This is a genomic window from Pseudomonas sp. TKO26, from assembly GCF_003225665.1.
GTDB lineage: Bacteria > Pseudomonadota > Gammaproteobacteria > Pseudomonadales > Pseudomonadaceae > Aquipseudomonas > Aquipseudomonas saponiphila.
Map to the genome: position 1 here is coordinate 142,469 of NZ_QKLN01000002.1, position 26,793 is coordinate 169,261.

24 protein-coding genes, 3 tRNA genes and 1 pseudogene are annotated in these 26,793 nt (G+C 59.4%); 24 read left to right on the plus strand and 4 right to left on the minus strand.

Features of this window, described 5'->3' with window-relative positions; translation table 11 throughout:
• Positions 1 to 8: 8 nt before the first annotated feature.
• The gene (locus DNK59_RS03865) at positions 9 to 317 is read right to left on the minus strand and encodes a YhbY family RNA-binding protein (protein ID WP_007920867.1); all 309 of its coding nucleotides are present in this window, start codon (positions 315 to 317) and stop codon (positions 9 to 11) included.
• Between the two features lie 105 nt (positions 318 to 422).
• Between DNK59_RS03865 and rlmE the strand changes: the two genes are divergently transcribed.
• From rlmE to DNK59_RS03955, 18 genes are all read left to right on the plus strand, one after another.
• The gene (gene rlmE / locus DNK59_RS03870; protein WP_016967229.1) at positions 423 to 1,052 is read left to right on the plus strand and encodes a 23S rRNA (uridine(2552)-2'-O)-methyltransferase RlmE; all 630 of its coding nucleotides are present in this window, start codon (positions 423 to 425) and stop codon (positions 1,050 to 1,052) included.
• Between the two features lie 201 nt (positions 1,053 to 1,253).
• Positions 1,254 to 3,158: an ATP-dependent zinc metalloprotease FtsH gene (gene ftsH, locus DNK59_RS03875; RefSeq protein WP_092319496.1), complete on the plus strand. Its 1,905-nt coding sequence runs from the start codon at positions 1,254 to 1,256 to the stop codon at positions 3,156 to 3,158.
• A gap of 8 nt (positions 3,159 to 3,166) precedes the next feature.
• Entirely contained in the window at positions 3,167 to 4,018 is an 852-nt protein-coding gene (gene folP / locus DNK59_RS03880) for a dihydropteroate synthase (protein ID WP_110722339.1), read from the plus strand.
• Between the two features lie 16 nt (positions 4,019 to 4,034).
• Positions 4,035 to 5,372 carry a phosphoglucosamine mutase gene (glmM, locus tag DNK59_RS03885; RefSeq protein ID WP_092319500.1) on the plus strand — a complete coding sequence of 446 codons (1,338 nt, stop codon included), beginning with the start codon at positions 4,035 to 4,037 and terminating at the stop codon, positions 5,370 to 5,372.
• Positions 5,373 to 5,438: 66 nt separating this feature from the next.
• On the plus strand, positions 5,439 to 6,194 hold the full coding sequence (gene tpiA, locus DNK59_RS03890) for a triose-phosphate isomerase (protein ID WP_110722340.1): 756 nt from the start codon (positions 5,439 to 5,441) through the stop codon (positions 6,192 to 6,194).
• 4 nt (positions 6,195 to 6,198) lie between these two features.
• Positions 6,199 to 6,582: a preprotein translocase subunit SecG gene (secG, locus tag DNK59_RS03895; protein WP_092319502.1), complete on the plus strand. Its 384-nt coding sequence runs from the start codon at positions 6,199 to 6,201 to the stop codon at positions 6,580 to 6,582.
• 29 nt (positions 6,583 to 6,611) lie between these two features.
• A tRNA-Leu gene (locus DNK59_RS03900) sits at positions 6,612 to 6,697 on the plus strand.
• A gap of 96 nt (positions 6,698 to 6,793) precedes the next feature.
• Positions 6,794 to 6,870, plus strand: a tRNA-Met gene (locus DNK59_RS03905).
• 130 nt (positions 6,871 to 7,000) lie between these two features.
• Entirely contained in the window at positions 7,001 to 7,459 is a 459-nt protein-coding gene (gene rimP, locus DNK59_RS03910) for a ribosome maturation factor RimP (protein WP_041120545.1), read from the plus strand.
• Between the two features lie 47 nt (positions 7,460 to 7,506).
• The gene (nusA, locus tag DNK59_RS03915) at positions 7,507 to 8,988 is read left to right on the plus strand and encodes a transcription termination factor NusA (RefSeq protein ID WP_011059201.1); all 1,482 of its coding nucleotides are present in this window, start codon (positions 7,507 to 7,509) and stop codon (positions 8,986 to 8,988) included.
• Positions 8,989 to 9,015: 27 nt separating this feature from the next.
• The gene (gene infB, locus DNK59_RS03920; RefSeq protein WP_060837489.1) at positions 9,016 to 11,532 is read left to right on the plus strand and encodes a translation initiation factor IF-2; all 2,517 of its coding nucleotides are present in this window, start codon (positions 9,016 to 9,018) and stop codon (positions 11,530 to 11,532) included.
• A gap of 159 nt (positions 11,533 to 11,691) precedes the next feature.
• Positions 11,692 to 12,093, plus strand: coding sequence for a 30S ribosome-binding factor RbfA (gene rbfA, locus DNK59_RS03925; RefSeq protein ID WP_011059203.1), 402 nt, complete (start codon positions 11,692 to 11,694; stop codon positions 12,091 to 12,093).
• Between the two features lie 3 nt (positions 12,094 to 12,096).
• Entirely contained in the window at positions 12,097 to 13,014 is a 918-nt protein-coding gene (gene truB, locus DNK59_RS03930) for a tRNA pseudouridine(55) synthase TruB (protein ID WP_110722341.1), read from the plus strand.
• Positions 13,015 to 13,129: 115 nt separating this feature from the next.
• Complete coding sequence (rpsO, locus tag DNK59_RS03935; RefSeq protein ID WP_011059205.1) at positions 13,130 to 13,399, plus strand: 30S ribosomal protein S15; 270 nt, start codon at positions 13,130 to 13,132, stop codon at positions 13,397 to 13,399.
• 197 nt (positions 13,400 to 13,596) lie between these two features.
• The gene (gene pnp / locus DNK59_RS03940; RefSeq protein ID WP_110722342.1) at positions 13,597 to 15,702 is read left to right on the plus strand and encodes a polyribonucleotide nucleotidyltransferase; all 2,106 of its coding nucleotides are present in this window, start codon (positions 13,597 to 13,599) and stop codon (positions 15,700 to 15,702) included.
• A 118-nt stretch (positions 15,703 to 15,820) separates the two neighbouring features.
• Positions 15,821 to 15,896: transfer RNA gene (locus DNK59_RS03945), tRNA-Thr, on the plus strand.
• A 283-nt stretch (positions 15,897 to 16,179) separates the two neighbouring features.
• Positions 16,180 to 16,701 carry a hypothetical protein gene (locus DNK59_RS03950; RefSeq protein ID WP_110722494.1) on the plus strand — a complete coding sequence of 174 codons (522 nt, stop codon included), beginning with the start codon at positions 16,180 to 16,182 and terminating at the stop codon, positions 16,699 to 16,701.
• A 269-nt stretch (positions 16,702 to 16,970) separates the two neighbouring features.
• Positions 16,971 to 17,267: a DUF6388 family protein gene (locus DNK59_RS03955; protein ID WP_042942084.1), complete on the plus strand. Its 297-nt coding sequence runs from the start codon at positions 16,971 to 16,973 to the stop codon at positions 17,265 to 17,267.
• A gap of 40 nt (positions 17,268 to 17,307) precedes the next feature.
• Here the strand turns inward: DNK59_RS03955 and nadC are convergent, their stop codons facing one another.
• Complete coding sequence (gene nadC, locus DNK59_RS03960; RefSeq protein WP_110722343.1) at positions 17,308 to 18,156, minus strand: carboxylating nicotinate-nucleotide diphosphorylase; 849 nt, start codon at positions 18,154 to 18,156, stop codon at positions 17,308 to 17,310.
• Between the two features lie 363 nt (positions 18,157 to 18,519).
• Between nadC and DNK59_RS03965 the strand changes: the two genes are divergently transcribed.
• From DNK59_RS03965 to DNK59_RS03985, 6 genes and pseudogenes are all read left to right on the plus strand, one after another.
• Positions 18,520 to 20,742: a DUF1631 domain-containing protein gene (locus tag DNK59_RS03965; protein WP_110722344.1), complete on the plus strand. Its 2,223-nt coding sequence runs from the start codon at positions 18,520 to 18,522 to the stop codon at positions 20,740 to 20,742.
• A gap of 63 nt (positions 20,743 to 20,805) precedes the next feature.
• Positions 20,806 to 21,366 (plus strand): 1,6-anhydro-N-acetylmuramyl-L-alanine amidase AmpD, encoded by a 561-nt coding sequence (gene ampD / locus DNK59_RS03970; protein ID WP_092319532.1) that lies wholly within the window; start codon positions 20,806 to 20,808, stop codon positions 21,364 to 21,366.
• Positions 21,363 to 22,199 carry a regulatory signaling modulator protein AmpE gene (gene ampE / locus DNK59_RS03975; RefSeq protein WP_092319534.1) on the plus strand — a complete coding sequence of 279 codons (837 nt, stop codon included), beginning with the start codon at positions 21,363 to 21,365 and terminating at the stop codon, positions 22,197 to 22,199. Before ampD ends, ampE begins: the two co-directional genes overlap by 4 nt.
• A 1,124-nt stretch (positions 22,200 to 23,323) precedes the next feature.
• Positions 23,324 to 23,527: pseudogene (locus tag DNK59_RS32390) on the plus strand (HAMP domain-containing protein); the annotation flags it as partial.
• A gap of 153 nt (positions 23,528 to 23,680) precedes the next feature.
• A complete protein-coding gene (locus DNK59_RS32395) occupies positions 23,681 to 24,385 on the plus strand; it encodes a methyl-accepting chemotaxis protein (protein WP_371920252.1) in 705 nt (234 codons plus the stop codon).
• Between the two features lie 194 nt (positions 24,386 to 24,579).
• Positions 24,580 to 24,951: a hypothetical protein gene (locus DNK59_RS03985; protein ID WP_110722495.1), complete on the plus strand. Its 372-nt coding sequence runs from the start codon at positions 24,580 to 24,582 to the stop codon at positions 24,949 to 24,951.
• Here DNK59_RS03985 and DNK59_RS03990 read toward each other — a convergent pair.
• Positions 24,937 to 25,728, minus strand: a complete 792-nt coding sequence (locus tag DNK59_RS03990) for a TatD family hydrolase (protein ID WP_110722346.1) — start codon at positions 25,726 to 25,728, stop codon at positions 24,937 to 24,939. The two genes, DNK59_RS03985 and DNK59_RS03990, sit on opposite strands and share 15 nt — an antisense overlap.
• A gap of 3 nt (positions 25,729 to 25,731) precedes the next feature.
• Positions 25,732 to 26,727 carry a catabolite repressor/activator gene (gene cra / locus DNK59_RS03995; RefSeq protein ID WP_110722347.1) on the minus strand — a complete coding sequence of 332 codons (996 nt, stop codon included), beginning with the start codon at positions 26,725 to 26,727 and terminating at the stop codon, positions 25,732 to 25,734.
• Positions 26,728 to 26,793 lie beyond the last annotated feature (66 nt).

Sequence of the window (26,793 nt, forward strand, 5' to 3'; positions counted from 1 at the left end):
TGTCGACGTCAGTGGAAACGATGGACGTTCGACAATTGCTTGTTTACCTTGGCGTTCTTGCGGTAGATCAACGCCATCTTGCCGATGACTTGCACCAGATCCGCTTTGCCGGCCTTGCACAGTTCGGCAATGGCTTCCAGGCGCGACTCGCGCTCGAGGATATTGAGCTTGATCTTGATCAGCTCGTGATCGCTCAAGGCGCGTTCAAGTTCGGCTAGCACACCTTCGGTCAAACCGTTGTCAGCCACAGTCAATACTGGTTTCAGATGGTGGCCAATGGATTTGTACTGTTTCTTCTGCTCTTGAGTGAGCGGCATAATCTGACCCCTGCGTCTGATCTTGTAAAAAGCGGCGGCCAGTTTACCCGAGCGAGTCCGGGACCGCCCAGTTAATCACGACCCGTTTTATTTTTGAGGTGGCCCGTGGCCCGTTCCAAGACAAGCCATAACTGGCTGAAAGAGCACTTCAACGACCCATTCGTCAAAATGGCGCAAAAAGATGGGTATCGTTCTCGTGCCAGCTACAAGCTGCTGGAGATTCAGGAGAAGGACCGCCTTATCCGTCCTGGTATGAGTGTTATCGACCTGGGAGCTGCACCGGGTGGCTGGTCGCAAGTGACCAGTCGTCTGATTGGTGGTCAGGGGCGACTGATTGCTTCCGATATCCTGGAGATGGACAGCATTCCCGATGTGACCTTTATTCAAGGGGACTTCACCGAGGATGCGGTGCTGGCACAGATTCTCGAGGCTGTTGGAAATTCGGAAGTCGACCTTGTGATTTCCGATATGGCCCCCAATATGAGTGGGTTAGCGGCTGTGGATATGCCGCGTGCGATGTTTTTGTGCGAATTGGCGCTAGATCTTGCTAGCCGTGTACTACGTCCAGGTGGTGATTTTCTGATCAAAATCTTCCAGGGTGAAGGCTTTGACGAGTACCACAAGAGCGTTCGGCAGATGTTCGAGAAAGTGCAGATGCGTAAGCCGACGTCTTCTCGTGACCGTTCCCGAGAGCAGTATCTGCTTGGGCGCGGCTTCCGGGGTCGCAGTGAGTAAGTAAGGTTTTTGACCGGGGTGATAGGATTTTCGTATTTCGCCCCGTCAGATTAAGCGCATATTGTGTAGTCTAAGTTTCACATAGGGTTACAGACAGCGCCTGCCAGAGCTGTAGGTAATGTAGTAAGTTAGGCCGGTGAATATCATGCGAAGCGCGCGCCAGTAGCGGAGCTTGCTTCAGAGGGTAGTTAATTGAACGACATGGCAAAGAATCTGATCCTGTGGTTGATCATCGCTGCCGTCCTGGTGACGGTGATGAACAACTTCTCCAGCCCTAACGAGCCGCAGACCCTCAACTATTCCGACTTCATCCAGCAAGTTAAGGATGGCAAGGTCGAGCGCGTAGCGGTTGATGGCTACGTGATTACCGGCAAGCGTAATGATGGTGACAGCTTCAAGACCATCCGTCCTGCAATCCAGGACAATGGTTTGATCGGCGATCTGGTGGATAACCACGTGGTAGTCGAGGGCAAGCAGCCAGAGCAACAAAGTATCTGGACTCAACTGCTGGTCGCCAGCTTCCCTATCCTGGTGATCATTGCAGTGTTCATGTTCTTCATGCGCCAGATGCAGGGTGGTGCTGGAGGCAAGGGCGGGCCGATGAGCTTCGGCAAGAGCAAGGCACGCCTGCTGTCCGAAGATCAGGTCAAGACCACTTTGGCTGACGTCGCTGGTTGCGACGAGGCGAAAGAAGAAGTGGGTGAGTTGGTTGAGTTCCTTCGCGACCCAGGCAAGTTCCAGCGTCTGGGTGGTCGTATTCCTCGCGGTGTGCTGATGGTGGGGCCGCCAGGTACCGGTAAGACTTTGCTGGCCAAGGCCATTGCTGGCGAGGCCAAGGTTCCGTTCTTCACTATTTCCGGTTCCGACTTCGTCGAGATGTTTGTTGGTGTGGGTGCTAGCCGCGTTCGCGATATGTTCGAACAGGCAAAGAAACATGCGCCTTGCATCATCTTTATCGACGAGATTGATGCGGTCGGTCGTCATCGTGGTGCTGGCATGGGCGGCGGTCATGATGAGCGTGAGCAGACTCTCAACCAATTGCTGGTTGAGATGGACGGCTTTGAAATGAACGATGGCATCATTGTGATCGCTGCTACCAACCGTCCTGATGTACTGGACCCGGCACTGCTGCGTCCAGGTCGTTTCGACCGGCAGGTGGTGGTTGGTCTGCCGGACATTCGTGGTCGCGAACAGATCCTCAAAGTGCATATGCGCAAAGTGCCAATGGGTGAAGATGTCGCACCCGCGGTGATCGCTCGTGGCACCCCGGGTTTCTCCGGTGCCGACTTGGCCAACCTGGTCAACGAAGCCTCGCTGTTTGCTGCACGTGCCGGCAAGCGCATCGTCGAAATGAAGGAGTTTGAACTGGCCAAGGACAAGATCATGATGGGCGCTGAGCGCAAATCCATGGTCATGTCCGAGAAAGAAAAGCAGAACACCGCTTATCACGAAGCAGGCCACGCCATTGTCGGTCGAGTCGTGCCTGAGCATGATCCTGTCTACAAAGTCTCGATCATTCCTCGCGGCCGTGCGTTGGGTGTCACCATGTTCCTGCCGGAAGAAGACCGTTACAGCCTGTCCAAGCGGGCCCTGATCAGTCAGATCTGCTCGCTCTATGGTGGCCGTATCGCAGAAGAGATGACTCTTGGTTTTGACGGTGTAACCACCGGGGCATCCAACGACATCATGCGTGCGAGCCAGATCGCTCGGAACATGGTTACCAAATGGGGTCTATCCGAAAAGCTCGGTCCGTTGATGTACGCGGAAGAAGAGGGCGAAGTATTCCTGGGGCGCAGTGCAGGCAGTCAGCACGCCAGCCTGTCCGCTGAAACGGCGAAACTGATCGACTCTGAAGTGCGCAGCATCATTGATCAGTGCTACGGCACTGCCAAGCAGATCCTGACCGACAACCGCGACAAGCTGGACGCCATGGCGGATGCCTTGATGAAGTACGAAACCATCGATGCTGACCAGATTGACGACATCATGGCCGGGCGCGCTCCACGTGAACCTCGTGATTGGGAGGGCGGTTCGGGCACTACTCCTCCAGTGGTGCAAAACGAACGTCCGGAAACACCCATTGGCGGTCCTGCTGCCGACCACTAAGGTTCTAAATGACTTCTGTCCCATCCTCTACCCGGTTGCCTTGCGGCAACCGGGTTCTTGATTTGGCCCGTGTGCATGTCATGGGCATTCTCAATGTAACCCCTGATTCCTTCTCCGATGGCGGTCGCTTCAGTCAGCTGGATGTCGCCTTGCGGCACGCCGAGGTCATGGTCCTGGCGGGTGCTACGCTGATCGATATTGGTGGCGAGTCGACGCGGCCGGGTGCCCGTGCGGTATCGCCACTGGAAGAGTTGGAGCGTGTGGCACCGGTTGTGGAGCGAATTAATCGCGAGTTGGATGTGGTTATTTCCGTTGATACTTCGACGCCGGCGGTCATGCGTGAAACGGCTCGCCTGGGAGCAGGGTTGATCAATGATGTGCGCGCATTGCGCCGTGATGGTGCCCTGGATGCGGCGGCTGCTACTGGTTTGCCTGTATGCCTGATGCATATGCTCGGTGAGCCTGGCGATATGCAGGACAGCCCGCATTACCAGGACGTCACTCGGGAGGTGAGTGCGTTTTTGATTGAGCGGATGGCAGCGTGTGCGTCGGCGGGGATCGAGGCTGAGCGGATTGTCCTTGATCCGGGCTTTGGTTTTGCCAAGACCCTGCAGCACAACTTGAGTCTGTTCAAACATATGGAGGCCTTGCATGCCCTTGGGCGCCCCCTGCTGGTTGGGGTGTCGCGCAAGAGCATGATTGGTCAGTCCCTGAATCGACCTGTAGCCGAGCGATTGCACGGCAGTCTGGCACTTGCAGCACTGGCGGTGACCAAGGGCGCGAAGATTATCCGCGTCCATGATGTTGCTGAAACGGTGGATGTGGTGCGAATGATTGCGGCAGTGGAATCCGCCGAATAAGAATGATGGAGTACTTATGACGAAGAAATACTTTGGCACCGACGGCATTCGTGGTCGTGTGGGCGAATACCCCATTACTCCAGACTTCATGCTCAAGCTCGGCTGGGCGGCAGGCATGGCTTTCCGCAGCATGGGTGCTTGCCGTGTACTGGTGGGCAAGGACACGCGTATCTCTGGCTATATGTTCGAGTCGGCCCTGGAGGCTGGATTGTCCGCCGCCGGTGCGGATGTGATGTTGTTGGGGCCGATGCCAACGCCGGCGATCGCTTATCTGACGCGCACCTTTCACGCCGAAGCGGGCATTGTCATCAGTGCTTCGCACAACCCTCACGATGACAATGGCATCAAATTCTTTTCGGGCGAAGGCACCAAGCTACCCGATGAAGTGGAACTGATGATCGAAGAGTTGCTGGATGCTCCAATGACTGTTGTGGAGTCAAGCAAGCTCGGCAAAGTGTCGCGAATCAATGATGCCTCGGGGCGGTACATCGAGTTCTGCAAGAGCAGCGTGCCTTCCAGTACCAGCTTTGCTGGCTTGAAGATCGTGCTGGACTGCGCCCACGGCGCTACCTACAAGGTTGCGCCCAGTGTGTTCCGTGAGTTGGGTGCGCAAGTAACGGTGCTTAGCGCGCAACCTAACGGCTTGAACATCAACGAGAACTGCGGTTCGACTCACATGGCGCAATTGCAGGCTGCGGTTCTCGCTGAGCATGCGGATCTGGGTATCGCCTTCGACGGTGATGGTGACCGGGTGCTGATGGTCGATCAGACCGGTGCGATCGTTGATGGTGACGAGTTGTTGTTCATCATCGCTCGTGATCTGCATGAGCGTGACAAGTTGCAGGGCGGCGTGGTCGGTACTCTCATGAGTAACCTCGGTCTTGAGTTGGCGTTGGCGGATCTGGGTATTCCTTTTGTGCGAGCCAATGTTGGCGACCGTTATGTGATTGCTGAGCTGCTTGAGCGTAACTGGTTGGTGGGTGGAGAGAATTCCGGCCATATCGTTTGCTTCCGCCACGCGACCACCGGTGATGCGATCATCGCCGCGCTGCAGGTGCTGATGGCGCTCAAGGCGCGTGGAGAAAGCCTGGCGCAATCACGACAAGGGCTGCGCAAATGCCCGCAAGTGCTGGTCAATGTCCGTTTTGGTGGCGGCGACAGTCCGGTTGAGCATCCTGCTGTGAAAGAGGCTTGCGAGCGCGTCACGAGCGCCATGGCGGGGCGTGGCCGGGTTTTGCTGCGCAAGTCCGGTACTGAGCCGTTGGTGCGTGTCATGGTCGAAGGTGACGATGAAGCGCAGGTTCGAGCCTACGCCGACGAGCTGGCAAAGCTTGTTGCTGAAGTTTCTGCCTGATTTCGGCTTGCCAGTGTTGTTTTGGTTGGGTAACATCTGCGCCCACTTTGACCGACGAGGTACAGCATGCGTCGCCCTATGGTAGCTGGTAACTGGAAGATGCACGGTACCCGCGCCAGCGTCGCTGAGCTGATCAATGGCCTTCGTCATCTGGCCTTGCCAAGCGGTGTTGATGTCGCGGTATTCCCGCCTTGCTTGTATATCAATCAAGTGATTGATGGCTTGAAAGGCAAGTCGATTCAGGTCGGCGCGCAGAACTCTGCGGTGGAATCCATGCAAGGTGCGTTGACGGGCGAAATCGCCCCGAGTCAATTAGTGGATGCAGGTTGCTCCCTGGTGCTGGTTGGGCACTCCGAGCGCCGCCTGATCATGGGCGAGCGTGACGCGACGCTCAATCGCAAGTTTGCAGCAGCGCAGGCCTGTGGTTTGAAGCCGGTTCTGTGTGTAGGGGAAACCCTTGAGCAGCGCGAGGCTGGTAAGACTCTAGAGGTTGTCGGGCGTCAGCTGGGCAGCATCATCGAAGAGTTGGGTGTTGGTGCTTTCGCCAATGCAGTTATAGCCTACGAGCCGGTCTGGGCCATTGGTACCGGGCTGACTGCAACACCGCAACAAGCGCAGGATGTGCACGCAGCCATTCGCGCGCAGTTGACGGCAGAGAATTCTGAAGTGGCACGAGGAGTGCGGCTTCTATACGGCGGCAGCGTGAAGGCGGCCAATGCGGTCGAACTGTTCGGCATGCCGGATATCGATGGGGGGCTCATTGGTGGAGCGTCCCTGAATGCAGATGAGTTCGGTGCGATCTGTCGCGCCGCGGGAAACTGAAAAAATGCTGGAAACAGTCGTAGTCGTTTTTCATCTGCTGGGTGCCCTGGGCGTAGTTGCTCTGGTTTTGCTGCAGCAGGGTAAGGGTGCCGATGCTGGCGCGTCTTTCGGTGCAGGTGCTTCAAATACTGTGTTCGGAAGCCAAGGAACCTCTACCTTTCTTAGTAAGTTTACTGCTATACTTGCCGCCGGTTTCTTCATAACCAGCTTGGGGTTAGGTTACTTTGCTAAAGAGAAAGCTCATCAGCTGACTCAAGTAGGTTTGCCAGATCCAGCAGTACTTGAAGTACCAAAGCAAAAACCGGCTTCTGATGATGTCCCGGTGCTCCAAGAGCAAAAGTCGGCCAACAGTGCGACTGACGTACCTCCAGCTCCAGAGCAGAAGTAAGAAGAGTTTCACGCAGTAACGTAGTCTATGCCGAGGTGGTGGAATTGGTAGACACGCAACCTTGAGGTGGTTGTGCCCATAGGGTGTAGGGGTTCGAGTCCCCTTCTCGGTACCAATTGTCAGGAGAGCCCGCTGTTGCGGGCTTTCTTGTAGGTGGAAGGTTACATTGACCCAAAAAGGGATCGGTCGTATACTTCCGCCCCAGCTTTGTCGCGGGGTGGAGCAGTCTGGTAGCTCGTCGGGCTCATAACCCGAAGGTCGTCGGTTCAAATCCGGCCCCCGCAACCAGTTTTAGCGGAGCCCCTTTTCAGGGGCTTTTTGTTAGCTGGACACTTTACAGCGCCGCTATTCAACGGCGTTTCCGGGATGGGCGCTTCGCCCATTTTTTATTTGCACAAGCATGCACGAGGGGGTTCAGGTGTCGAGCAAGCTAGAACAGTTGCAGGCCTTGTTGGCCCCGGTGGTCGTGGCCCTTGGCTATGAATGCTGGGGTATTGAGTTTTCGGCTCAGGGTCGCCACTCATTGTTGCGCGTTTATATCGATAAAGAAGGCGGCGTGTTGGTGGACGATTGCGCCATCGTCAGCCGTCAGATCAGTGGTGTTCTCGACGTGGAAGACCCGATCTCCGTTGAATACACCCTTGAAGTTTCCTCTCCTGGCATGGAACGCCCGCTGTTCACCCTTGAACAGTTTGCCAAGTATGTCGGTGAGCAAGTGAAGATCAAGCTGCGCTCGCCCTTCGAAGGTCGGCGTAATTTTCAGGGCCTTCTCCGCGGGGTGGAGGAGCAGGACGTCGTGGTGCAGGTAGATGATCACGAGTTTCTGTTGCCGATCGATATGATCGACAAGGCCAACATTATTCCCAGTTTTGACTGAGACGCGGATCCCGCGGATCCAATGGCTTGCGAAAGGCGAGGCGTACGATGAGCAAAGAAGTACTGCTGGTTGTTGAGTCGGTATCCAATGAAAAGGGTGTACCGGCAAGCGTGATTTTTGAAGCGCTGGAGCTGGCTCTGGCCACTGCTACCAAAAAGCGTTTTGAGGACGAAGTGGACCTGCGTGTGGAAATCAATCGCCACACTGGTTCCTACGAGACTTTCCGTCGCTGGACGGTGGTCGAAGAGGCCGATCTGGATGATCCAGCGGTCGAGACCTGGTTGAGCAAGGCTCGTGAAACCCATCCCGACGCCAAAGTCGGTGATGTGATCGAAGAGAAAATCGAATCCATCGAGTTCGGCCGCATCGCTGCCCAGACCGCCAAGCAGGTCATTGTGCAGAAGGTTCGCGAAGCCGAGCGCGCACAGGTAGTTGATGCCTATCGCGAGCGCCTGGGTGAAATCATCTCCGGCACCGTGAAAAAAGTGACACGTGACAACGTGATCGTTGACCTGGGCAACAACGCCGAAGCGTTGCTGGCCCGTGAAGACATCATCTCCCGTGAGACTTTCCGGGTCGGCGTGCGTCTGCGCGCGCTGCTCAAGGAAATCCGCACCGAGAACCGCGGCCCGCAGCTGATCCTGTCGCGTACCGCGCCGGAAATGCTGATCGAGCTGTTCCGTATCGAAGTGCCGGAAATTGCCGAAGGCCTGATCGAAGTCATGGCCGCTTCCCGTGATCCGGGTTCGCGCGCCAAGATCGCAGTCCGCTCCAAAGACAAGCGCATCGACCCGCAGGGCGCGTGCATTGGCATGCGCGGTTCGCGCGTCCAGGCCGTTTCCGGCGAGTTGGGCGGCGAGCGTGTGGACATCGTCCTGTGGGACGAGAACCCGGCGCAGTTCGTGATCAATGCCATGTCGCCGGCTGAGGTCGCGGCAATTATCGTTGACGAAGATGCCCATGCCATGGACATCGCCGTTGGCGCAGACAACCTGGCTCAGGCCATTGGTCGCGGTGGTCAGAACGTGCGTCTGGCCAGCCAATTGACTGGCTGGACCCTGAACGTGATGACCGAATCGGACATCCAGGCCAAGCAGCAAGCAGAAACCGGCGACATCCTGCGCAATTTCATCGACGAGTTGGAAGTCGATGAAGAACTGGCACAGGTTCTGGTTGATGAAGGCTTCACCAGCCTGGAAGAGATTGCCTACGTACCGCTGGAAGAAATGCTCAACATCGACGGCTTTGACGAAGACATCGTCAACGAGCTTCGCGCTCGGGCCAAGGATCGCTTGTTGACTAAAGCCATCGCTACTGAGGAAAAGCTGGCAGACGCCCATCCGGCCGAAGACCTGCTCTCGCTTGAGGGTATGGACAAGGATTTGGCGATGGAACTGGCGGTGCGCGGCGTAATTACCCGCGAAGACCTGGCCGAGCAGTCTATTGACGACCTGCTCGACATCGACGGCATTGACGATGATCGTGCCGGCAAGTTGATCATGGCCGCCCGAGCCCACTGGTTCGAGTAATTAGGCGCGGCCTGAGGAGAGAAGTGCATGACGCAAGTCACGGTGAAACAACTGGCCGATGAGGTCAAAACACCGGTAGAGCGCCTGCTGCAGCAGATGCGTGAGGCAGGTCTGCCGCACACCGCCGCCGAGGAACATGTGAGCGACAGTGAGAAGCAATCGTTGCTGACTCATCTGAAAAGCAGCCACAAGGCGAAAGTGGAAGAACCACGCAAGATCACTTTGCAGCGCAAGACCACCAGCACCCTGCGTGTGGCTGGCAGCAAGAGCATCAGCGTTGAAGTGCGCAAGAAGAAAGTCTTCGTGCAGCGCAGCCCGGAAGAAATCGAAGCCGAGCGTCAACGCGAACTGGAAGAACGTCGTGCAGTAGAAAATGCTGCTCGTCAAAAGGCTGAAGAAGAAGCCAAGCGTCGCGCCGAAGAAGAAGCGCGTCGCCAGCCTGCTCCGGTTGCCGAGCCTGTTGCTGCGCAAGCTGCCGCAGCCCCAGCACCTGCGCCTGTGGTCGAAACTGTGCAAGAAGCACCGGTGGCCGCTCCGGCACCCGTGGCCGAGCGCAAGAAAGACGAGCAGCGCCGTCCGGACAAATCCCGCAACGACGACAACCGTCGCAGCGGCGATGGCGAGCGCAAAAACGCTCCTCATCGTGCTTCGGTCAAGGAAAAGGCCCCGGCACCGCGTGTTGCTCCACGTACCACCGACGAAGAAAGCGATGGCTTCCGTCGTGGTGGTCGCGGCAAGGCCAAGCTGAAGAAACGCAATGCTCACGGTTTCCAGAGCCCGACCGGGCCAGTGGTACGTGACGTGCAGATCGGCGAGACCATCACCGTGGGCGAGTTGGCCCAGCAGATGTCGGTCAAGGCCGCCGAAGTCATCAAGTTCATGTTCAAGCTGGGTACTCCAGCCACCATCAACCAGGTTCTGGATCAGGAAACTGCCCAGCTGGTTGCTGAAGAACTGGGCCACAAAGTGACCCTGGTCAGCGATACCGCCCTGGAAGATTCCCTGGCCGAGTCCCTGAAATTCGAAGGTGAAGCGGTTGCCCGTGCGCCGGTCGTGACCGTAATGGGCCACGTTGACCATGGTAAGACCTCGTTGCTGGACTACATCCGTCGCGCCAAAGTGGCCGCGGGCGAAGCCGGTGGCATTACCCAGCACATCGGTGCCTACCACGTAGAAACCGAGCGCGGCATGGTCACCTTCCTCGACACCCCAGGTCACGCCGCGTTTACCGCCATGCGTGCCCGTGGTGCCAAGGCCACCGACATCGTGATCCTGGTGGTTGCAGCGGACGACGGCGTGATGCCGCAGACCGTTGAAGCTGTTCAGCACGCACAAGCTGCCGGCGTTCCGCTGGTGGTGGCGGTGAACAAGATCGACAAGCCGGGCGCCGATCTGGACCGTATCCGCAGTGAACTCTCGGTTCACGGCGTGACCTCGGAAGATTGGGGTGGCGATACGCCGTTCGTACCGGTCTCCGCGAAAATGGGTACCGGCGTCGACGACCTGCTGGAAGCAGTTCTGCTGCAAGCCGAAGTACTGGAACTCAAGGCGACTCCTTCGGCTCCTGGCCGTGGTGTCGTGGTTGAATCCCGTCTCGACAAGGGCCGTGGCCCGGTAGCCACCGTGCTGGTTCAGGACGGTACGCTGCGTCAAGGCGACATGGTGCTGGTCGGCTCGAACTATGGCCGCGTGCGCGCCATGCTCGACGAGAACGGCAAGCCAATCAAGGAAGCCGGTCCTTCCATTCCGGTCGAGATCCTCGGCCTGGACGGTACTCCGGACGCTGGCGACGAGATGAGCGTAGTGGCCGACGAGAAGAAAGCCCGTGAAGTGGCTCTGTTCCGTCAAGGCAAGTTCCGCGAGGTCAAACTGGCCCGTGCTCACGCCGGCAAGCTGGAAAACATCTTCGAAAGCATGGGCCAGGAAGAGAAGAAGACGCTCAACATCGTCCTCAAATCCGACGTCCGTGGTTCGCTGGAAGCTCTGCAAGGCGCTCTGAACGGCCTGGGCAACGACGAAGTGCAAGTGCGCGTAGTGGGCGGCGGCGTCGGTGGTATCACCGAGAGCGATGCCAACCTGGCACTGGCCTCCAACGCTGTACTGTTCGGCTTCAACGTGCGTGCCGATGCCGGTGCTCGGAAGATCGTCGAGCAGGAAGGTCTGGATATGCGTTACTACAACGTGATCTACGACATCATCGAAGACGTCAAGAAAGCCCTGACCGGTATGTTGGGCAGCGACGTTCGGGAGAACATCCTGGGTGTTGCCGAAGTTCGCGACGTGTTCCGCTCGCCGAAGTTTGGTGCGATCGCCGGTTGCATGGTCATCGAAGGTGTCGTGCACCGTAACCGTCCAATCCGCGTACTGCGTGAAGACATCGTTATCTTCGAAGGCGAGCTGGAATCCCTGCGCCGCTTCAAGGATGACGCGTCCGAAGTGCGTGCCGGCATGGAATGCGGTATCGGCGTGAAGAGCTACAACGACGTCAAAGTCGGCGACAAGATCGAAGTCTTCGAGAAGGTCCAGGTTGCTCGCAGCCTCTAACTCGCGCACTTCAAGAGCCCTGGTGGCCCGCCGCATGCAAGTGCGCGGGGCTTCCAGCGGCCTCTAAACGCAACGCCCGGTCTGGCTCCTGCCAGGCCGGGCGTTTGCCGCTTTCAGACCACACGGGTTTCACCGTGAGGCAGTAACAGGTAACAAGACATGGCAAAAGAATACAGCCGTACCCAACGCATCGGTGATCAGATGCAGCGCGAACTGGCGCAATTGATCCGTCGCGAAGTCAAGGATCCACGCGTCGGCCTGGTGACTATCACCGCCGTGGAAGTCAGCCGTGATGTCGGTCACGCGAAGATTTTCATCACCGTGATGGGCCAGGAAAACGCCGAACAAATTGCCCAGAGCATCAAGGTGCTGAACTCGGCGGCAGGCTTCCTGCGCATGCAACTGGCCAAGGAAATGAAGCTGCGCAGCGTGCCGCAACTGCACTTCCATTACGACGAAAGCGTGGCCCGCGGGGCACACCTGTCGGCCCTGATCGAGCGTGCCGTGGCTGAAGACAGCCAGCATGGCGACGCGCCTGCCCCTGAAGACGCCAAGGAGTAAGCGGTGGCTCAGGTCAAGCGTATCCGTCGTAACGTCAGCGGCATCATCCTTCTGGACAAGCCCCTGGGTTTCACCTCCAACGCGGCGCTGCAGAAAGTCCGCTGGCTGCTCAATGCCGAGAAAGCCGGTCATACCGGCAGCCTCGATCCCCTGGCCACTGGTATTCTGCCGCTGTGCTTTGGCGAGGCCACCAAGTTCTCGCAATACCTGCTCGATTCCGACAAGGGTTACGAAACCCTGATGCAATTGGGCAAGACCACCACCACGGCGGACGCTGAAGGCGAAGTTTTGCAGACCCGTGAAGTGACCGTTGGTCGTGCCGATATCGAAGCGGTATTGCCGGAATTTCGCGGCGAAATCAAACAGATACCGCCGATGTACTCAGCCTTGAAGCGTGATGGCCAGCCACTCTACAAACTGGCTCGTGCAGGGGAAGTGGTGGAGCGTGAACCGCGTTCTGTTACTATTGCGCGCTTGGAATTACTCGCCTTCGAAGGCGACACTGCGCGCCTGGTGGTGGACTGCAGCAAAGGCACCTATATCCGCACCCTGGTGGAAGATATCGGTGAAAAACTTGGCTGCGGTGCTTACGTTGCAGAACTGCGACGGACCCAGGCCGGACCTTTCAGCCTGGCCCAGACGGTCACCCTGGAAGAGCTTGAAGCAGTGCACGCCGAGGGCGGCAACGAAGCGGTAGATCGCTTCCTGATGCCATCGGACAGCGGCCTGCTGGATTGGCCGCTGCTGCAGTTCTCGGAACACAGCGCGTTCTACTGGCTCAATGGCCAGCCGGTACGGGCCCCGGATGCACCGAAGTTCGGCATGGTGCGGGTACAAGATCACAACGGTCGCTTCATCGGTATCGGTGAAGTGAGCGAAGACGGGCGCATCGCGCCGCGTCGACTGATTCGGTCAGAATGACCGGACGAGGGTGGCTGTTAACAGGCACGGTCACTACTCATTTATAGATACAGGGATTTGTCCCTGGCCTGTTGAAACTGTTCTTGAACAGTTTCCTGATATAAGGATTGCCCACATGGCACTCAGCGTTGAAGAAAAAGCTCAGATCGTAACCGACTACCAGCAAGCTGTTGGTGACACTGGTTCGCCAGAAGTGCAAGTTGCACTGCTGACCGCCAACATCAACAAACTGCAAGGTCACTTCAAAGCCAACGGTAAAGACCACCACTCCCGTCGTGGCCTGATCCGCATGGTAAACCAGCGTCGTAAGCTGCTGGACTACCTGAAAGGCAAGGACCTGAGCCGTTACAGCACCCTGATCGGTCGTCTGGGTCTGCGTCGCTAATCAGCGATTGCGCTATGAGGTTGGTTGTTTGCCATGCGTCAGCGGTTTTTCCGCCGGCGTATGGCAGGCTCCCAGCCTCAAGTTTTATCTGCTGCACCGTTTTACCTGGACAATAGAGGCTGGGCCGATTCCCCGCATTGCCCAAGAATTTCGCAAGAAGCAAGTTTCCCCAAGAGCCACAAAGAAGGTAGGACACCGTGAACCCGGTAATCAAAAAATTCCAGTTCGGTCAGTCGACCGTAACCCTCGAGACTGGCCGTATCGCCCGTCAAGCTTCCGGCGCAGTACTGGTCACCGTTGACGACGACGTCAGCGTATTGGTGACCGTGGTGGGCGCCAAGCAAGCGGATCCAGGCAAGGGCTTCTTCCCTCTGTCCGTGCACTACCAGGAAAAGACTTACGCTGCCGGTAAGATCCCTGGCGGTTTCTTCAAGCGCGAAGGCCGTCCTTCCGAGAAAGAAACCCTGACCTCGCGTCTGATCGACCGTCCGATCCGCCCTCTGTTCCCAGAAGGCTTCATGAACGAAGTGCAGGTTGTCTGCACCGTGGTTTCCACCAGCAAGAAGACCGATCCGGACATCGCTGCGATGATCGGTACCTCGGCTGCCCTGGCGATCTCCGGCATTCCTTTCGACGGTCCGATCGGCGCCGCTCGCGTGGCTTTCCACGAAAGCACCGGCTACCTGCTGAACCCGACCTACGAGCAACTGGCTGCTTCGAGCCTGGACATGGTCGTGGCCGGTACCGAGGAAGCCGTGCTGATGGTTGAATCGGAAGCCAAAGAGCTGACCGAAGACCAGATGCTGGGCGCGGTACTGTTCGCCCACGACGAATTCCAGTCGGTGATCAAGGCTGTCAAAGAGCTGGCCGCCGAAGCTGCCAAACCTACCTGGGACTGGGCTGCAGCCCCAGAAGCCACCGAACTGCTGGGCGCTATCCGTGCCGAGTTCGGCGAAGCCATCTCCCAGGCTTACACCATCACCGTCAAGGCCGACCGTTACGCTCGCCTGGGCGAGCTTAAGGACCAAGTGGTCGCCAAGCTGTCCGGTGAAGAAGGCCAGCCTTCGGCTGCCGAAGTCAAAGCTGCTTTCGGCGAGATCGAATACCGCACCGTTCGCGAAAACATCGTCAACGGCAAGCCGCGTATCGACGGTCGTGACACCCGCACCGTGCGTCCTTTGAACATCGAAGTTGGCGTGCTGCCGAAGACTCACGGTTCGGCCCTGTTCACCCGTGGCGAAACCCAGGCCCTGGTGGTTGCGACCCTGGGTACTGCCCGTGACGCACAACTGCTGGACACCCTGGAAGGCGAGAAAAAAGACCCCTTCATGCTGCACTACAACTTCCCTCCGTTCTCGGTGGGCGAGTGTGGTCGCATGGGCGGCGCGGGTCGTCGTGAAATCGGTCACGGTCGTCTGGCCCGTCGTTCGGTACAGGCCATGCTGCCAGCCGCCGACGTGTTCCCTTACACCATCCGCGTAGTCTCGGAAATCACCGAATCCAACGGTTCCAGCTCCATGGCTTCCGTGTGCGGTGCCTCCCTGGCCCTGATGGACGCCGGTGTACCAATGAAGGCACCGGTGGCCGGTATCGCCATGGGCCTGGTTAAAGAAGGCGAGAAGTTCGCCGTCCTGACCGACATCCTGGGTGACGAAGACCACCTGGGCGACATGGACTTCAAGGTAGCCGGTACCGCCAAAGGCGTAACCGCGCTGCAGATGGACATCAAGATCAAGGGCATCACCGAAGAAATCATGGAGATCGCCCTGGGCCAGGCCCTGGAAGCTCGCCTGAACATCCTCGGCCAGATGAACCAGATCATCGGTCAGTCCCGTAGCGAGCTGTCGGCCAACGCACCGACCATGATCGCGATGAAGATCGACACCGACAAGATCCGTGACGTCATCGGTAAAGGCGGCGCCACCATTCGTGCGATCTGCGAAGAAACCAAGGCTTCGATCGACATCGAAGACGACGGTTCGATCAAGATCTTCGGCGAAACCAAGGAAGCTGCAGAGGCCGCGCGTCAACGCGTTCTGGGCATCACCGCGGAAGCCGAGATCGGCAAGATCTACGTCGGCAAGGTTGAGCGCATCGTCGACTTCGGCGCCTTCGTCAACATCCTGCCGGGCAAGGACGGTCTGGTGCACATCTCCATGCTGAGCGACGCTCGCGTTGAGAAAGTCACCGACATCCTGAAAGAAGGTCAGGAAGTGGAAGTGCTGGTACTGGACGTGGACAACCGCGGCCGTATCAAGCTGTCCATCAAAGACGTGGCAGCGGCCAAGGCTTCGGGCGTTTAATCGTCCTTTAGCCTCACGCTGAACAAGCAGACGCCCCGACTGGTTCGGGGCGTTTTGCTATCTGCGGTAAGGCTTCTTGGTTGCTGGTCCAGGGTACGGGTGCTAGTTTTTAGCCCACGCCGGTGTAGCTCAGTCGGTAGAGCAGCGCACTCGTAACGCGAAGGTCGCAGGTTCGATTCCTGTCTCCGGCACCAGAATCGAGTTTGGAGTGGTTGTCGAATGTACGGCCTCTCCAGCAACGCCCGTCTAGCGCTGAATGAGCGCCCTCGAAAGATACTTCTCCGAGAAACGCCGGCAGGCAGGTTTAACCTGTATTGAGTTCGTGGTTAGTGTCCATGAGTCATTATTGATAGTTGTCAGGGTTTGCTCTGCAAGTATCAGGAGCAGCTGTTCTATTCAGTTGGGCGGTGCTGTGGTTTTTTTGTTGAGTGAGCGATGTTGCCCATAATGGCGCCCGGGAATGGTGGAGTGTTCAGCGTGAAGAAGTGGAAGTTGGCGTTAATCGGTGCAGTGTCGCTGGTCCTGGCAGCCTGTGAGAAAGCCCCTTCGTATGAGTTTGAGGGACAGTATTTTGTAACTGAGGGTGAAGAGTGCACGACCCCAGAAAACACGAAAGATCGTGAACAATATTATTTGGAGATAACCAAAGAAGTACGGGGTGGAAGCGTATCGTTCTTGGCCAACTTTCCAACGGCTTCGAAGACTGGACTACCTGTTGTCAGTGCGCAAAGCGCCTCACCCGATGATGATAACCAGCTGACTTTTAATTTTTATGCGCCTAAGGAATCCGTGACACCTCCTGAGGCTGCAAAATTTAATATCGTACTTTCCGTTATTCCTAATCAAAGCAAGGAAGGACACTTGTGGGTGACCAAGGCTGAAATGAATATTGCCCGCGATGGAGCCGTTCAGAAGTACGACATCCTGGAAAATCTCAGAAGATTTTTCGAACTCGGCAAGGCAGGAGTCTGCTTGAGAAAAGGCACGACGACCGGCTGAGCAACCGTGTTTCCTGAGGTTTCTGGCGAGGCTGTATGTGGTGATGGCCCGCAAATCCGCCGGTTTTTCTCTCGTGGGTGCATCAGGTCATATAAATCGTCGCTCAAAGGTCCTATATTCGGTTGCTGTCTGAGTACCAGCATGCTGTTTTCAGATGATCCCGAATGGTTCTGAAGGCCAGATAAATCGCCGTTTACGACGATTTTTTGCGGCAGAGAGATCCCAACGATCCAGATCCATCTTCCATTCCCATGATCAGAGAGAACGAGATGATTCCTAAAGAGGCAAGAATCGACGTAGCGCTTGAACGGTACCTGGCTGCCACGCCTTCCTTGCAAGAGGAAATCAGTGCCCTGAGCCCCGAAGAACAGAAGCAGCAAGCGCAATGGGCGTTTGAGGACGAGGCAGAGTCTCGCGGCATCGAGCCGTGGGAACTGGTGCTCGATCTGGTGGCCGAGACACCGGAGGAACTGAAGGCCATGCGCCTGGAGGTGCATCAGGAGGTTGCTGAAGCGCTGGGCATGGACCTCGAGGACTATCTGCAGCTCAACGAAATCGACGATTGAGCCCAACGCCAGCCTGATCCAGGCTGGCGTTTTTCATCCATCACAGGCTCAGGCGCATGGACAGGTCCACAGCCTTCACGTCCTTGGTAATGGCGCCGATGGAAATGTAGTCCACCCCGGTTTCGGCAATCGGCCGCAGGGTGCTTTCATTGATCCCGCCACTGGCTTCCAGCTTGGCCTTGCCGGCATTCAGGCGCACGGCCTCGCGCATATCGTCCAGGCTCAGTTCGTCGAGCATGATGATGTCGGCTCCGGCTGCCAGCGCTTCCTTCAACTCCTCAAGGCTTTCCACTTCCACTTCCACCGGCTTGCCCGGGGCGATCTTGTGGGCGGCGCTGATCGCCTGGGCGATGCCCCCGCAGGCCGCGATATGGTTTTCCTTGATCAGGAAGGCGTCATACAGGCCGATGCGGTGGTTATGGCAGCCGCCACAGGTGACCGCGTACTTCTGCGCCAGGCGCAAGCCTGGGAGGGTCTTGCGGGTATCCAGCAGCTTGACCTGGGTATCGGCGACAAAGTCGGCCAGATAGCGGGCGCGGGTGGCCACGCCGGACAGCAGTTGCAGGAAGTTCAGTGCGCTGCGTTCGCCAGTGAGCAGCGACCGGGCCGGTCCTTCGAGGTGAAACAGCGCCTGATTGGGCGCCACTCGCTCGCCGTCAGCCACTTGCCAGTGCACGGCGACCCGTGGATCCAGTTGGCGGAACACCGCATCGACCCAGGTTGTGCCGGCGATCACTGCGGCTTCGCGGGTAATGATGGTGGCCTTGGCCAGACGTTCGGCCGGGATCAATTGCGCGGTAATGTCGCCGCTGCCGATGTCCTCCAGCAACGCGCGGCGCACGTTGGCTTCGATTTCGGCGGTCAGGTCGGCGAGGCGTAGATTCGGCATAACGGGCTCCACAATCAAGGTGCGCCGATTATAGGGGCATGGGATCAGCGAACCCAAGGCGGCAAGTGCCGGTGAGGCTCTGGTGAACCGCTCTTTCGTCGTTTTGTCTGATGGAGTTACGTGAACTTTCTTGGCGGGATCGGGGTTATTTCCGGAGAGGTGGCAGAGTCTGCTGGCGCAAGAGGGGAGTTTTACAAGATAATATGACTTGTAATTGACGTCATAGCTTTGACGTATCTTTGGCTCCCTCTTAAACGAAGTGCTGTGGAGTGCACCTGCCTCCGCTGAGAACCGACTGTGAGCGCCGTCGGCTTGACTGAATCTTGATCTCGAACCGAAGAAACACCTTTCCAGGAGGCTTGGATGCACAACGACGGGAATGTAGTGCCTTTGCACAAGGTAGCTACAGATCAGGCGAACGCTTCGCCGCTTGCCCGCCTGCCGGTGATTCTGCTTCAGGTTCGTGACAAAGCCGCCCAGCAACTGCGTCACGGTTTGCAGGAGCTGTTCGATAACGCCGACGACACCCTGTTCGAAATGGCCGACCGCGCCCAGAACAATGTCGAGCAGAACACCCTGTTCGAAGCCATGCGCGACCTGCGCCTGAAGCGCAAGAGCATCGAGCGCGCGTTCCTGGAGAAGTTTTTCGAAGCCTTCGCCAGCCTGGTGCAATACGACCCGGCCCTGGTCATTCCCCACGCGGTGGCATATGACCCGTCCCTTGATCCCTCCCGGGATGACCTGGAAAAGAACGTCGCGGTGCAGGCCATGGTGGCCAAGGTCCTCAACCGCGACGGCTTCGCCCTCGGGCAACTGACGGCGCGCCTGAGTGTGCTGCTGGGCCGACGCCTGCTCGATGCAGAGAATCCCCTGGGACCGGCTCTGCTTTGCGAGTATTTCCTGCAGGCCGGGCGCAGCCTGGGGGTGGAAATCAAGGTCAAGCTGATCATCCTCAAGCTGTTCGAGCGTTACGTGCTCAGCGATGCCGAGCTGCTTTATGGCGAAGCCAACCAGTTGTTGATCGCCACCGGCATTCTGCCGGAGCTGATGCCGGCACCGGCGCGTCGAGCCTCGGACCGAGCCCGGGTCGAAGCCCAGGCACAGGCCGGCGAAGGCACCAAGCCCAGCCAATGCCAGCTTGACGAGAGCGTGCAGGAAGTTTTCGCGGCCTTGCAGACCTTGTTGCTACAGGTGCGTGGCAGCGTGGCGCCGACCCTGGAAGCCAGCGCCGAGACGCAGCCGATTTCCACCCGCGACCTGATGCGCATGCTCTCGCACTTGCAGCAATACGTGCCGCCACCCAGCGCCCAGGAAGATTTCGACCTGCGCAACCAACTGGAGCAACTGCTCACCCGGGTCAGCGTCAAGAGCGGCAAGTCGCGGGTGGTGGACGTGGCTGACGAGGATGTGATCAACCTGATCGCCATGCTCTTCGAGTGCATCCTCGATGACCGCAACCTGCCAGATTCCCTAAAGGCGCTGATCGGGCGCCTGCAGATTCCCATGCTCAAGGTGGCGGTGCTGGACAAGAGCTTCTTCAGTCGCGGCAACCACCCGGCCCGGCGCCTGCTCAATGAAATCGCCGCGGCGGCCATGGGCTGGGGCGGTTGCGATGACCACCAGCGCGACAGCCTGTACCTGCGCATCGAGCAAGTGGTGCAGCGCCTGCTGAGCGAGTTCAGCGACGACCCAGCGATCTTCTCCGAACTGCTGGCCGACTTTCTCGCCTTTACCGCCGACGAACGACGTCGTGCCGAGTTGCTGGAGCAGCGCACCCGCGACGCCGAGGAAGGGCGAGCCAAGGCGGAACTGGCCCGGCGCCGGGTCGAGCAGGCACTCAATGAGGCGCTGCTGGGCAAGGTACTGCCGCACAAGGTGGTGGATTTTGTTCGCGATGCCTGGAGCCAGGTGTTGCTGCTCAATTGCCTCCGGCACGGCGAGGGCTCGGTCGAATGGCAGACCGCCGAGCGCACCTTGCACGACTTGATCTGGAGTGTGCAGCCCCAGCGGCAAGCGGACACCGCCACGCGCTTGCTGGAGCGGGTGCCGGGGCTGCTCAAGGGCCTGCGTGACGGCTTGAGCGGTGCGGCGTTCGATCCCTTTGCCACCAGTGAATTCTTCAGCCAGCTGGAGGCCCTGCACCTCCAGGCATTCGAGCGCCAAGCCCTGGCGCCACCACTGCGCGGCAGCGCTTCGCTGGCCGAGCCTGCGCAAATGATCGTGGTCGCCCAGGAGATTGTCCTGCCTTCTGCCGAAGAAGGACCGCTGGAGGCTGCACCCCTGGCTCTGCCGGCCAATGACCCCAGCGTGCTGCTGGTCGATCAATTGCGGCTGGGAGCCTGGGTCGAGTTCCAGGAAGAGGAGGACACCACCTTGCGCTGCAAACTGGCGGCGATTGTCCCCCATCCCGTGGCCAAGTACGTGTTCGTCAACCGCACCGGGATGAAGGTTCTGGAGCGCACGCGCATGGGCCTGGCCCTGGAGTTCCAGCGCGGCGCGGTGCGGGCTCTGGACGACACCCTGCTGTTCGACCGGGCCCTGGAATCGGTGATCGGCAATCTGCAGCGACTCAATCACGGCAAGTGATCGCAACCTGAGGGGGTAACGCGGCATACTGGGCCACTCAAGGCTCTAGTTGAAGGAATCGGTATGCGGCTGGACCCTGCCACGGGTTGGTGTCACGGCGTGCGGCACTGCCCGTCAGTCAATTTCAATGAACGTCCCGCGGGGGAAATCTCCTTGCTGGTGATTCATAACATCAGCCTGCCGCCGGGGCAGTTCGGCACCGGCAAGGTCCAGGAATTCTTCCAGAATCGCCTTGATGTCACAGAGCACCCCTATTTTGCCGGGATTGCCGATCTGCGCGTGTCGGCGCATTTCCTGATCGAACGTGACGGCGCGGTCACCCAGTTTGTCTCTTGTCTGGACCGGGCATGGCACGCGGGGGTGTCGAGCTTCGAGGGGCGTGATACCTGCAACGACTTTTCCCTCGGCATCGAACTGGAAGGCACCGACGAGCTACCGTTCACCGAGGCCCAGTACCGCTCCTTGAATGCCCTGACCGAACAATTACAGGCTGTATACAGCGCCATCACCACACAACGGATCTGTGGCCATAGCGACATTGCGCCCGGGCGCAAGACCGACCCGGGTCCGGCTTTCGACTGGGCACGCTATCGTGCCGCCTTGGAAAAGGGGGAAGGACAATGAGTTTTCTGGTGTTGCTGCTGGCGGTGTGGGTCGAGAAATTCTCGGCCTTGCGGCAGCGGGTGCAGCGTGACGGCTGGTGGCTGAAGAAGCTGGCGCAGCTGGAGTCCAGCCCGCGTCTGGCTGCACACCCCTGGTGGCTGTTGCTGATACTGGTGCTGCTGCCGGTGGCCTTGCTCGGTCTGCTGTTGCTGGTGCTGCAACCGCTTGCCTACGGCTTGCTGGTGTTGCCGCTGCATCTGCTGGTGGTGATCTACGCCCTGGGGCGCGGTGATCTGCTCGGGGGGCTCGGGCCGTTTCGCGACGCCTGGCGGCGCGAGGACCTGCAAGCGGCAGTGCATGTCGCCAAGCGTGACCTGGACATTGGCGCCGACAGCGGCGAGCAACTGCTGGAGCGGGTGCAGGGCTATCTGCTGTGGCAGGCCTTCCAGAGCTTCTTCGTGGTGATCTTCTGGTACTTCCTGCTGGGGCCGGTGGCGGCCTTGAGCTACCGCCTGCTGGCCCTGGCTGCCGAGCACGGCAAGCATCCGCCTCTGGTGGAACGGGCGGCGCAACTGCGCCATGCCTTCGACTGGTTGCCCGTGCGCCTGCTGGCGGCGAGCTTCGCCCTGGTGGGCAACTTCGTGGCCGTGAGCCGGGTGATGCTCCACGAGTTGCTCAACTGGCACATCAGCGCGGCGCAACTGGTGGAGCGGGTCGGCCTGGTGGCCGCCGAGATTCCGCCGCCCCTGACCGGCCCCGAAGGCATCAACAGCCTGGACCGCATCTGGGAACTGCTGCTGCGGGCCGCCGTGCTCTGGTACGCCGGTTTTGCGCTGTGGACCGTCCTGGCCTGAACGAATGAGGGAGCATGCTCCCTCATCCGCAGCGGTTAACTTTAAGTTACAAAACCTCCCCCGAAATTGAGCTATACAGACGGAGCGCCGAATAGTGGCTATCTGCTGCCTTCGCCTGCCTGCCAATAAAAATAAAAGAAAAGGGAGACTTCTTTGTGAAGAGCTTGCTCTATCCCGCTGTCGCGCTGATGAACCGCCTGAGCTTCGGCATGAAGTTCAGCCTGATCAGCGTGCTGTTCTTTGTGCCCATGCTGGTGACCAACTTCTACCTGGTGCGCGATTCCTACCGCGAGTTCCAGGGCACCCGGGTCGAGCTGCAAAGCCTCGACCTGCTGGGCAGCAGTTTGAGCCTGCGCCGGGATCTGGAGACGCTCAACAACCTGGTGCAGATCAATGCCAGTCTCGGACAATCGGGCAAGGCGGGGGACCTGGAAAGCAAGATCCAGGCCCTGGAAAAGTCCGTGCTGGAGCGCTTGCAGGCACTGCAGGCGGTCACCGTCGATCCACAGCAGGTCGAGGTGTTCAACGCCAAGCGCGATGAGCTGGTGGCGGCCTTCAAGGCCCAGCAGACGGAAAGCTCGCTGCTGAACAAGAGCGGGTTGATCGGCAAGCTCCTGGGCAGCGCGCAGTTGTTCAGCCAGATCATCGCCAGCCAGTCGGGCCTGAGCCGCGATGGCCAGGGCGACATCCGCCAGCTTAGCGAGCTGATCACCAGCGTCACCCCGCAAGTCACCCAGACCCTCGGGGAAGGCCGGGCCATGGGCGCCTATTCCTTGGGCCAGGGTTTTCTCAACTCGTCATCCAGCACCCGCTTCGACGAACTGCTGGTGCAGATCGAAAAGCTCCAGGCCGAGTACGGACTCAAGCTGCAGGACGCCCTGGGTTCGAGCCGTGCCGCCTACGACGCCCTGGACAGCCTGGCCAGCGCCAGCAAGAGCAGCCTCAAGCAGGCCAGTGAACTGTTCGAGGAACAGGTGGTGATGGCCGATACCCTGGATGCCCCCTGGCAGGGCTTCTACGACCAGATCAGCGGCCTGATGGCCCAGACCTATCAACTCAACGAAGGCACCCTGAAATTCCTCGATGTCGAGCTGCAAAAGCGCCTGGCGCAGAACCGCAGCCACATGGTGCTGCTGGTGGCCGCCCTGGCCCTGGTGTTCCTCTCGATCGTCTATCTGTACGGCGGCTTCTACGCCTCGACCCGCACCACCTTGCGGCGCCTGGGGGCGATGATGGACAAGGTGGCGGCGGGGGACATGACCGTCACCTTCACTGCCCACAGTCGTGATGAACTGGGCGAGCTGGGCAGTGTGTTCAACGGCACGGTGCGCAAGATCCACGACCTGATCGAACGGGTCGGCGATACCGTCAGCGAAGTCGAACGTCAGGCCGGGCAAGTGGAAAGCGTCTCGGCCCAGAGCAACCAGGCAGTGGCCGGCCAGCGCAGTCAGATCGAACAAGTGGCCACGGCCATGAACCAGATGTCCGCCACCTCCCAGGAAGTGGCCCGCAGCGCGGCGGCGGCGGTCAGCAGCGCCCACAGCGTCAACGACGAAACCATCAGCGGCCGTGGCCTGGTGGAGTCGCAGCAGGGCAGCATCGCTCGCCTGGCCAGCGAGATCGATCAGTCGGTGCGGGTGATCAACCAGTTGGCCAGCGACAGCCAGTCCATCAGCCGGGTGCTGGAAGTGATCAAGAGCATTGCCGAGCAGACCAATCTGCTGGCGCTCAATGCGGCCATCGAGGCCGCGCGTGCCGGCGAGCAGGGCCGGGGTTTTGCCGTGGTGGCCGATGAAGTGCGGACCCTGGCCAAGCGTACCCAGCAGTCCACCGAGGAAATCGAGGAGATGATCGGCAAGCTGCACGGCGGTGTCGGCGCGGCGGTCAAGGCCATGGGCAGCAGCCACGCCATGGCCAACGGTACGGTCGACCAGTCGGAAAAGGTCCAGCAGGCCCTGGAAAACATCCTCGGCGCGGTGGGCATGATCGTCGACCAGAACCAGCAGATTGCCGCCGCGGTGGAGCAGCAGACGTCGGTGGCCCACGACATCGACCAGAACATCGTCGAGATCAACCGCGCTGGCGAACGTACCGCCGAGGGCGCGCACCAGACCGAGGACGCCAGCCGTCAGCTCTCGGCCCAAGTGATGCAGCTCAAGCAACTGATCGGCGCCTTCCGGGTCTAGAGGCGGCCGACAACGAACGTCGGCGGGGCGCCTTGTGCAATGGTGCTCCGCCGTCCTGCATACAAACTGTATTAATTAAAGTCTTTGTCTTGGGCGGATTTGCTGTTTTCCTGCGCGTCGGTTTTTTTGAGCGTCCCACGTCGGGCGACTCGCCCGTCGGCCATGACCCTCCCATGGCCCTGAGGAATGTGCTGATGACTGCAACTTCTGGAATCCGCGGCCGCTGCGCCCATTGCCAGGCCCTGCTCGATCTTGAGCCCTGGCAGCTCAACGCCATGGCATTGCAGGAGCCGTTCAACTGCAACCATTGCCACAAACCCCTGAAGCTCAGTTGCCCCGCGCAGATCAAGCGCCTCAAACGCTTCGGCGGCCTGGCCGGGCTGCGGGCGCTGATGCTCGTGCTGTGCGCCACACTGCTGTTGGTGACCCTGGTGCTGGAGTGGCTGGGACTGGTCAGTCTGACCCAGCAATTGAGCCTTTCAGCGCTGATGCTGCTGGGCTACCTGCTGGTGATGGGCATTGCCCGGCGGCGATTGCGCCGGCCCTTGCAGCTACAGGCCGGCTGAAGGCCAGCCGAACACTTCGCAGGCATTGCGGGTACTGGCGCTGGCCAGTTGCTCGGGAGCAATACCGATGATCTGCGCCAGGGCGGCGCAAATGGCGGGTAAATGCTGCGGGCTGTTGCGCTGGCCGGGAAACATGGCCGGGGCCATGTCCGGCGAGTCGGTTTCCAGCACCACGGACTCCAGGGGCAACTCGGCGATCACCTTGCGCAAGCGCAGGGCCTGGGGCCAGGTGGCGGCGCCGCCCAGGCCCAGCTTGAAACCCAGCTTGAGGTATTCCCGGGCTTCCTCGCGGCTGCCGGCAAAGGCGTGGATGATGCCGCCGCGCTTGAGCTTGAAGCGCTTCAGGGTGGCGATCACCGCGGCGTGACTACGACGCACGTGCAGCAGGGCGGGCAAGTGAAAGTCCGCCGCCAGCTGCAACTGGGCCTCGAACAGCGATTGCTGGCGCTCGCGGTCCAGTTGTTCAAGAAAATAATCCAGGCCGATCTCGCCCACCGCGCATAGCTGCGGATGCCCCGCCAGCCGTGCCAGCCAGTCCTGCAATTGCTGGAGATGCTGCGGCTGGTGATCCTCCAGGTACACCGGGTGCAGGCCAAAGGCCGCATACAAGCGGGCATCGTTCTGCACCAGGTCCCAGAGCCGCTGCCAATTGGCCTGATAGACCCCCAGCACCACCATGCGCGAGACGCCCCGGACGCGGCTGTCGGCCAGCAGCGCCTCACGGTCGTCGTCGAAATCCGGAAAATCCAGATGGGTGTGGCTGTCGATCAGTTCCACGCTTCAGCCCTGTTGGATGCGCCGTTTGAAGGTCCGGGCGATGGCCTGGACGCCGGGTTGGTAATGCCCCTCTTCAATCGCTGCCAGGGCCAGTTGCAGGGCTTTTTCGGCAATCAGTTGATGCTGCTGGGCCATGGCGTTGACTGGCAGCGGCAGGAAATCGAGCAACTGGGTATCGCCGAAGGTGCCCAGGCGTAGCGGTCGGGACTTGAGCGGGAAGTCATGCAGGGCATCGAACACCCCCTGCAACAGCACATAGGAAGTGGTCACCAGGGCGTCCGGCAAATGACCCAGGCGCTGCAGCAGTTCTTCCATCAGTTGGCGACCGCAATCGCGGCTGAAGGCTTCGCCGTGCTCGATCAGCACCGCGCCGCCGAAGCCCTCCAGCGCCTGGCGAAAACCGGCGGCGCGCTCCTGGCTGATGCTCAGCTCCGGTCGGGCGCCAATCAGCACGATCTGCTTGGGCTCGGGCTCAAGCAGGCTTTGGGTCAACTGCCGGCTGGCCTGCAGGTCGTCGCTGATCACCGAGCAGAACTGCTCGGTCGGCATCACCCGGTCGATGGCGATGATCGGCAGACCCTGGGCCTGCAACTGCTGGTAGCTGTCGTCTTCCGGCGGCAGGCAACTGGCGACGAACAGCGCATCGCAACGCCGCGCGCGAAACAGCTGGAGCAACTGCCGCTCGCTGTCTGGCGCGTCGTCGGAGCTGGCGATCAGCAATTGATAACCCCGGGCCCGGGCGCCTTGTTCCAGCAGCTTGGCGATGCGCGCGTAGCTGGGGTTTTCCAGGTCCGGAAGAATGAACCCCAAGGTCCGGGTGTGCCGGCTGCGCAGGCCGGCAGCCTGGGGATTGGGGGTGAAGCCGTGTTCTTCCACCACCGCGCGCACCCGTTCCACGGTGGCGTTGCTGATGCGTTGTTGTTCGGCCTTGCCGTTGATGACGTAACTGGCGGTGGTGACGGACACACCGGCCAGGCGAGCGATATCACTGAGTTTCAACCCGGGATTTCCTTGTTTTTGGTGCTTGCCCCGACATTTTCGCCAATCCTACCTGATCTGGGCAGG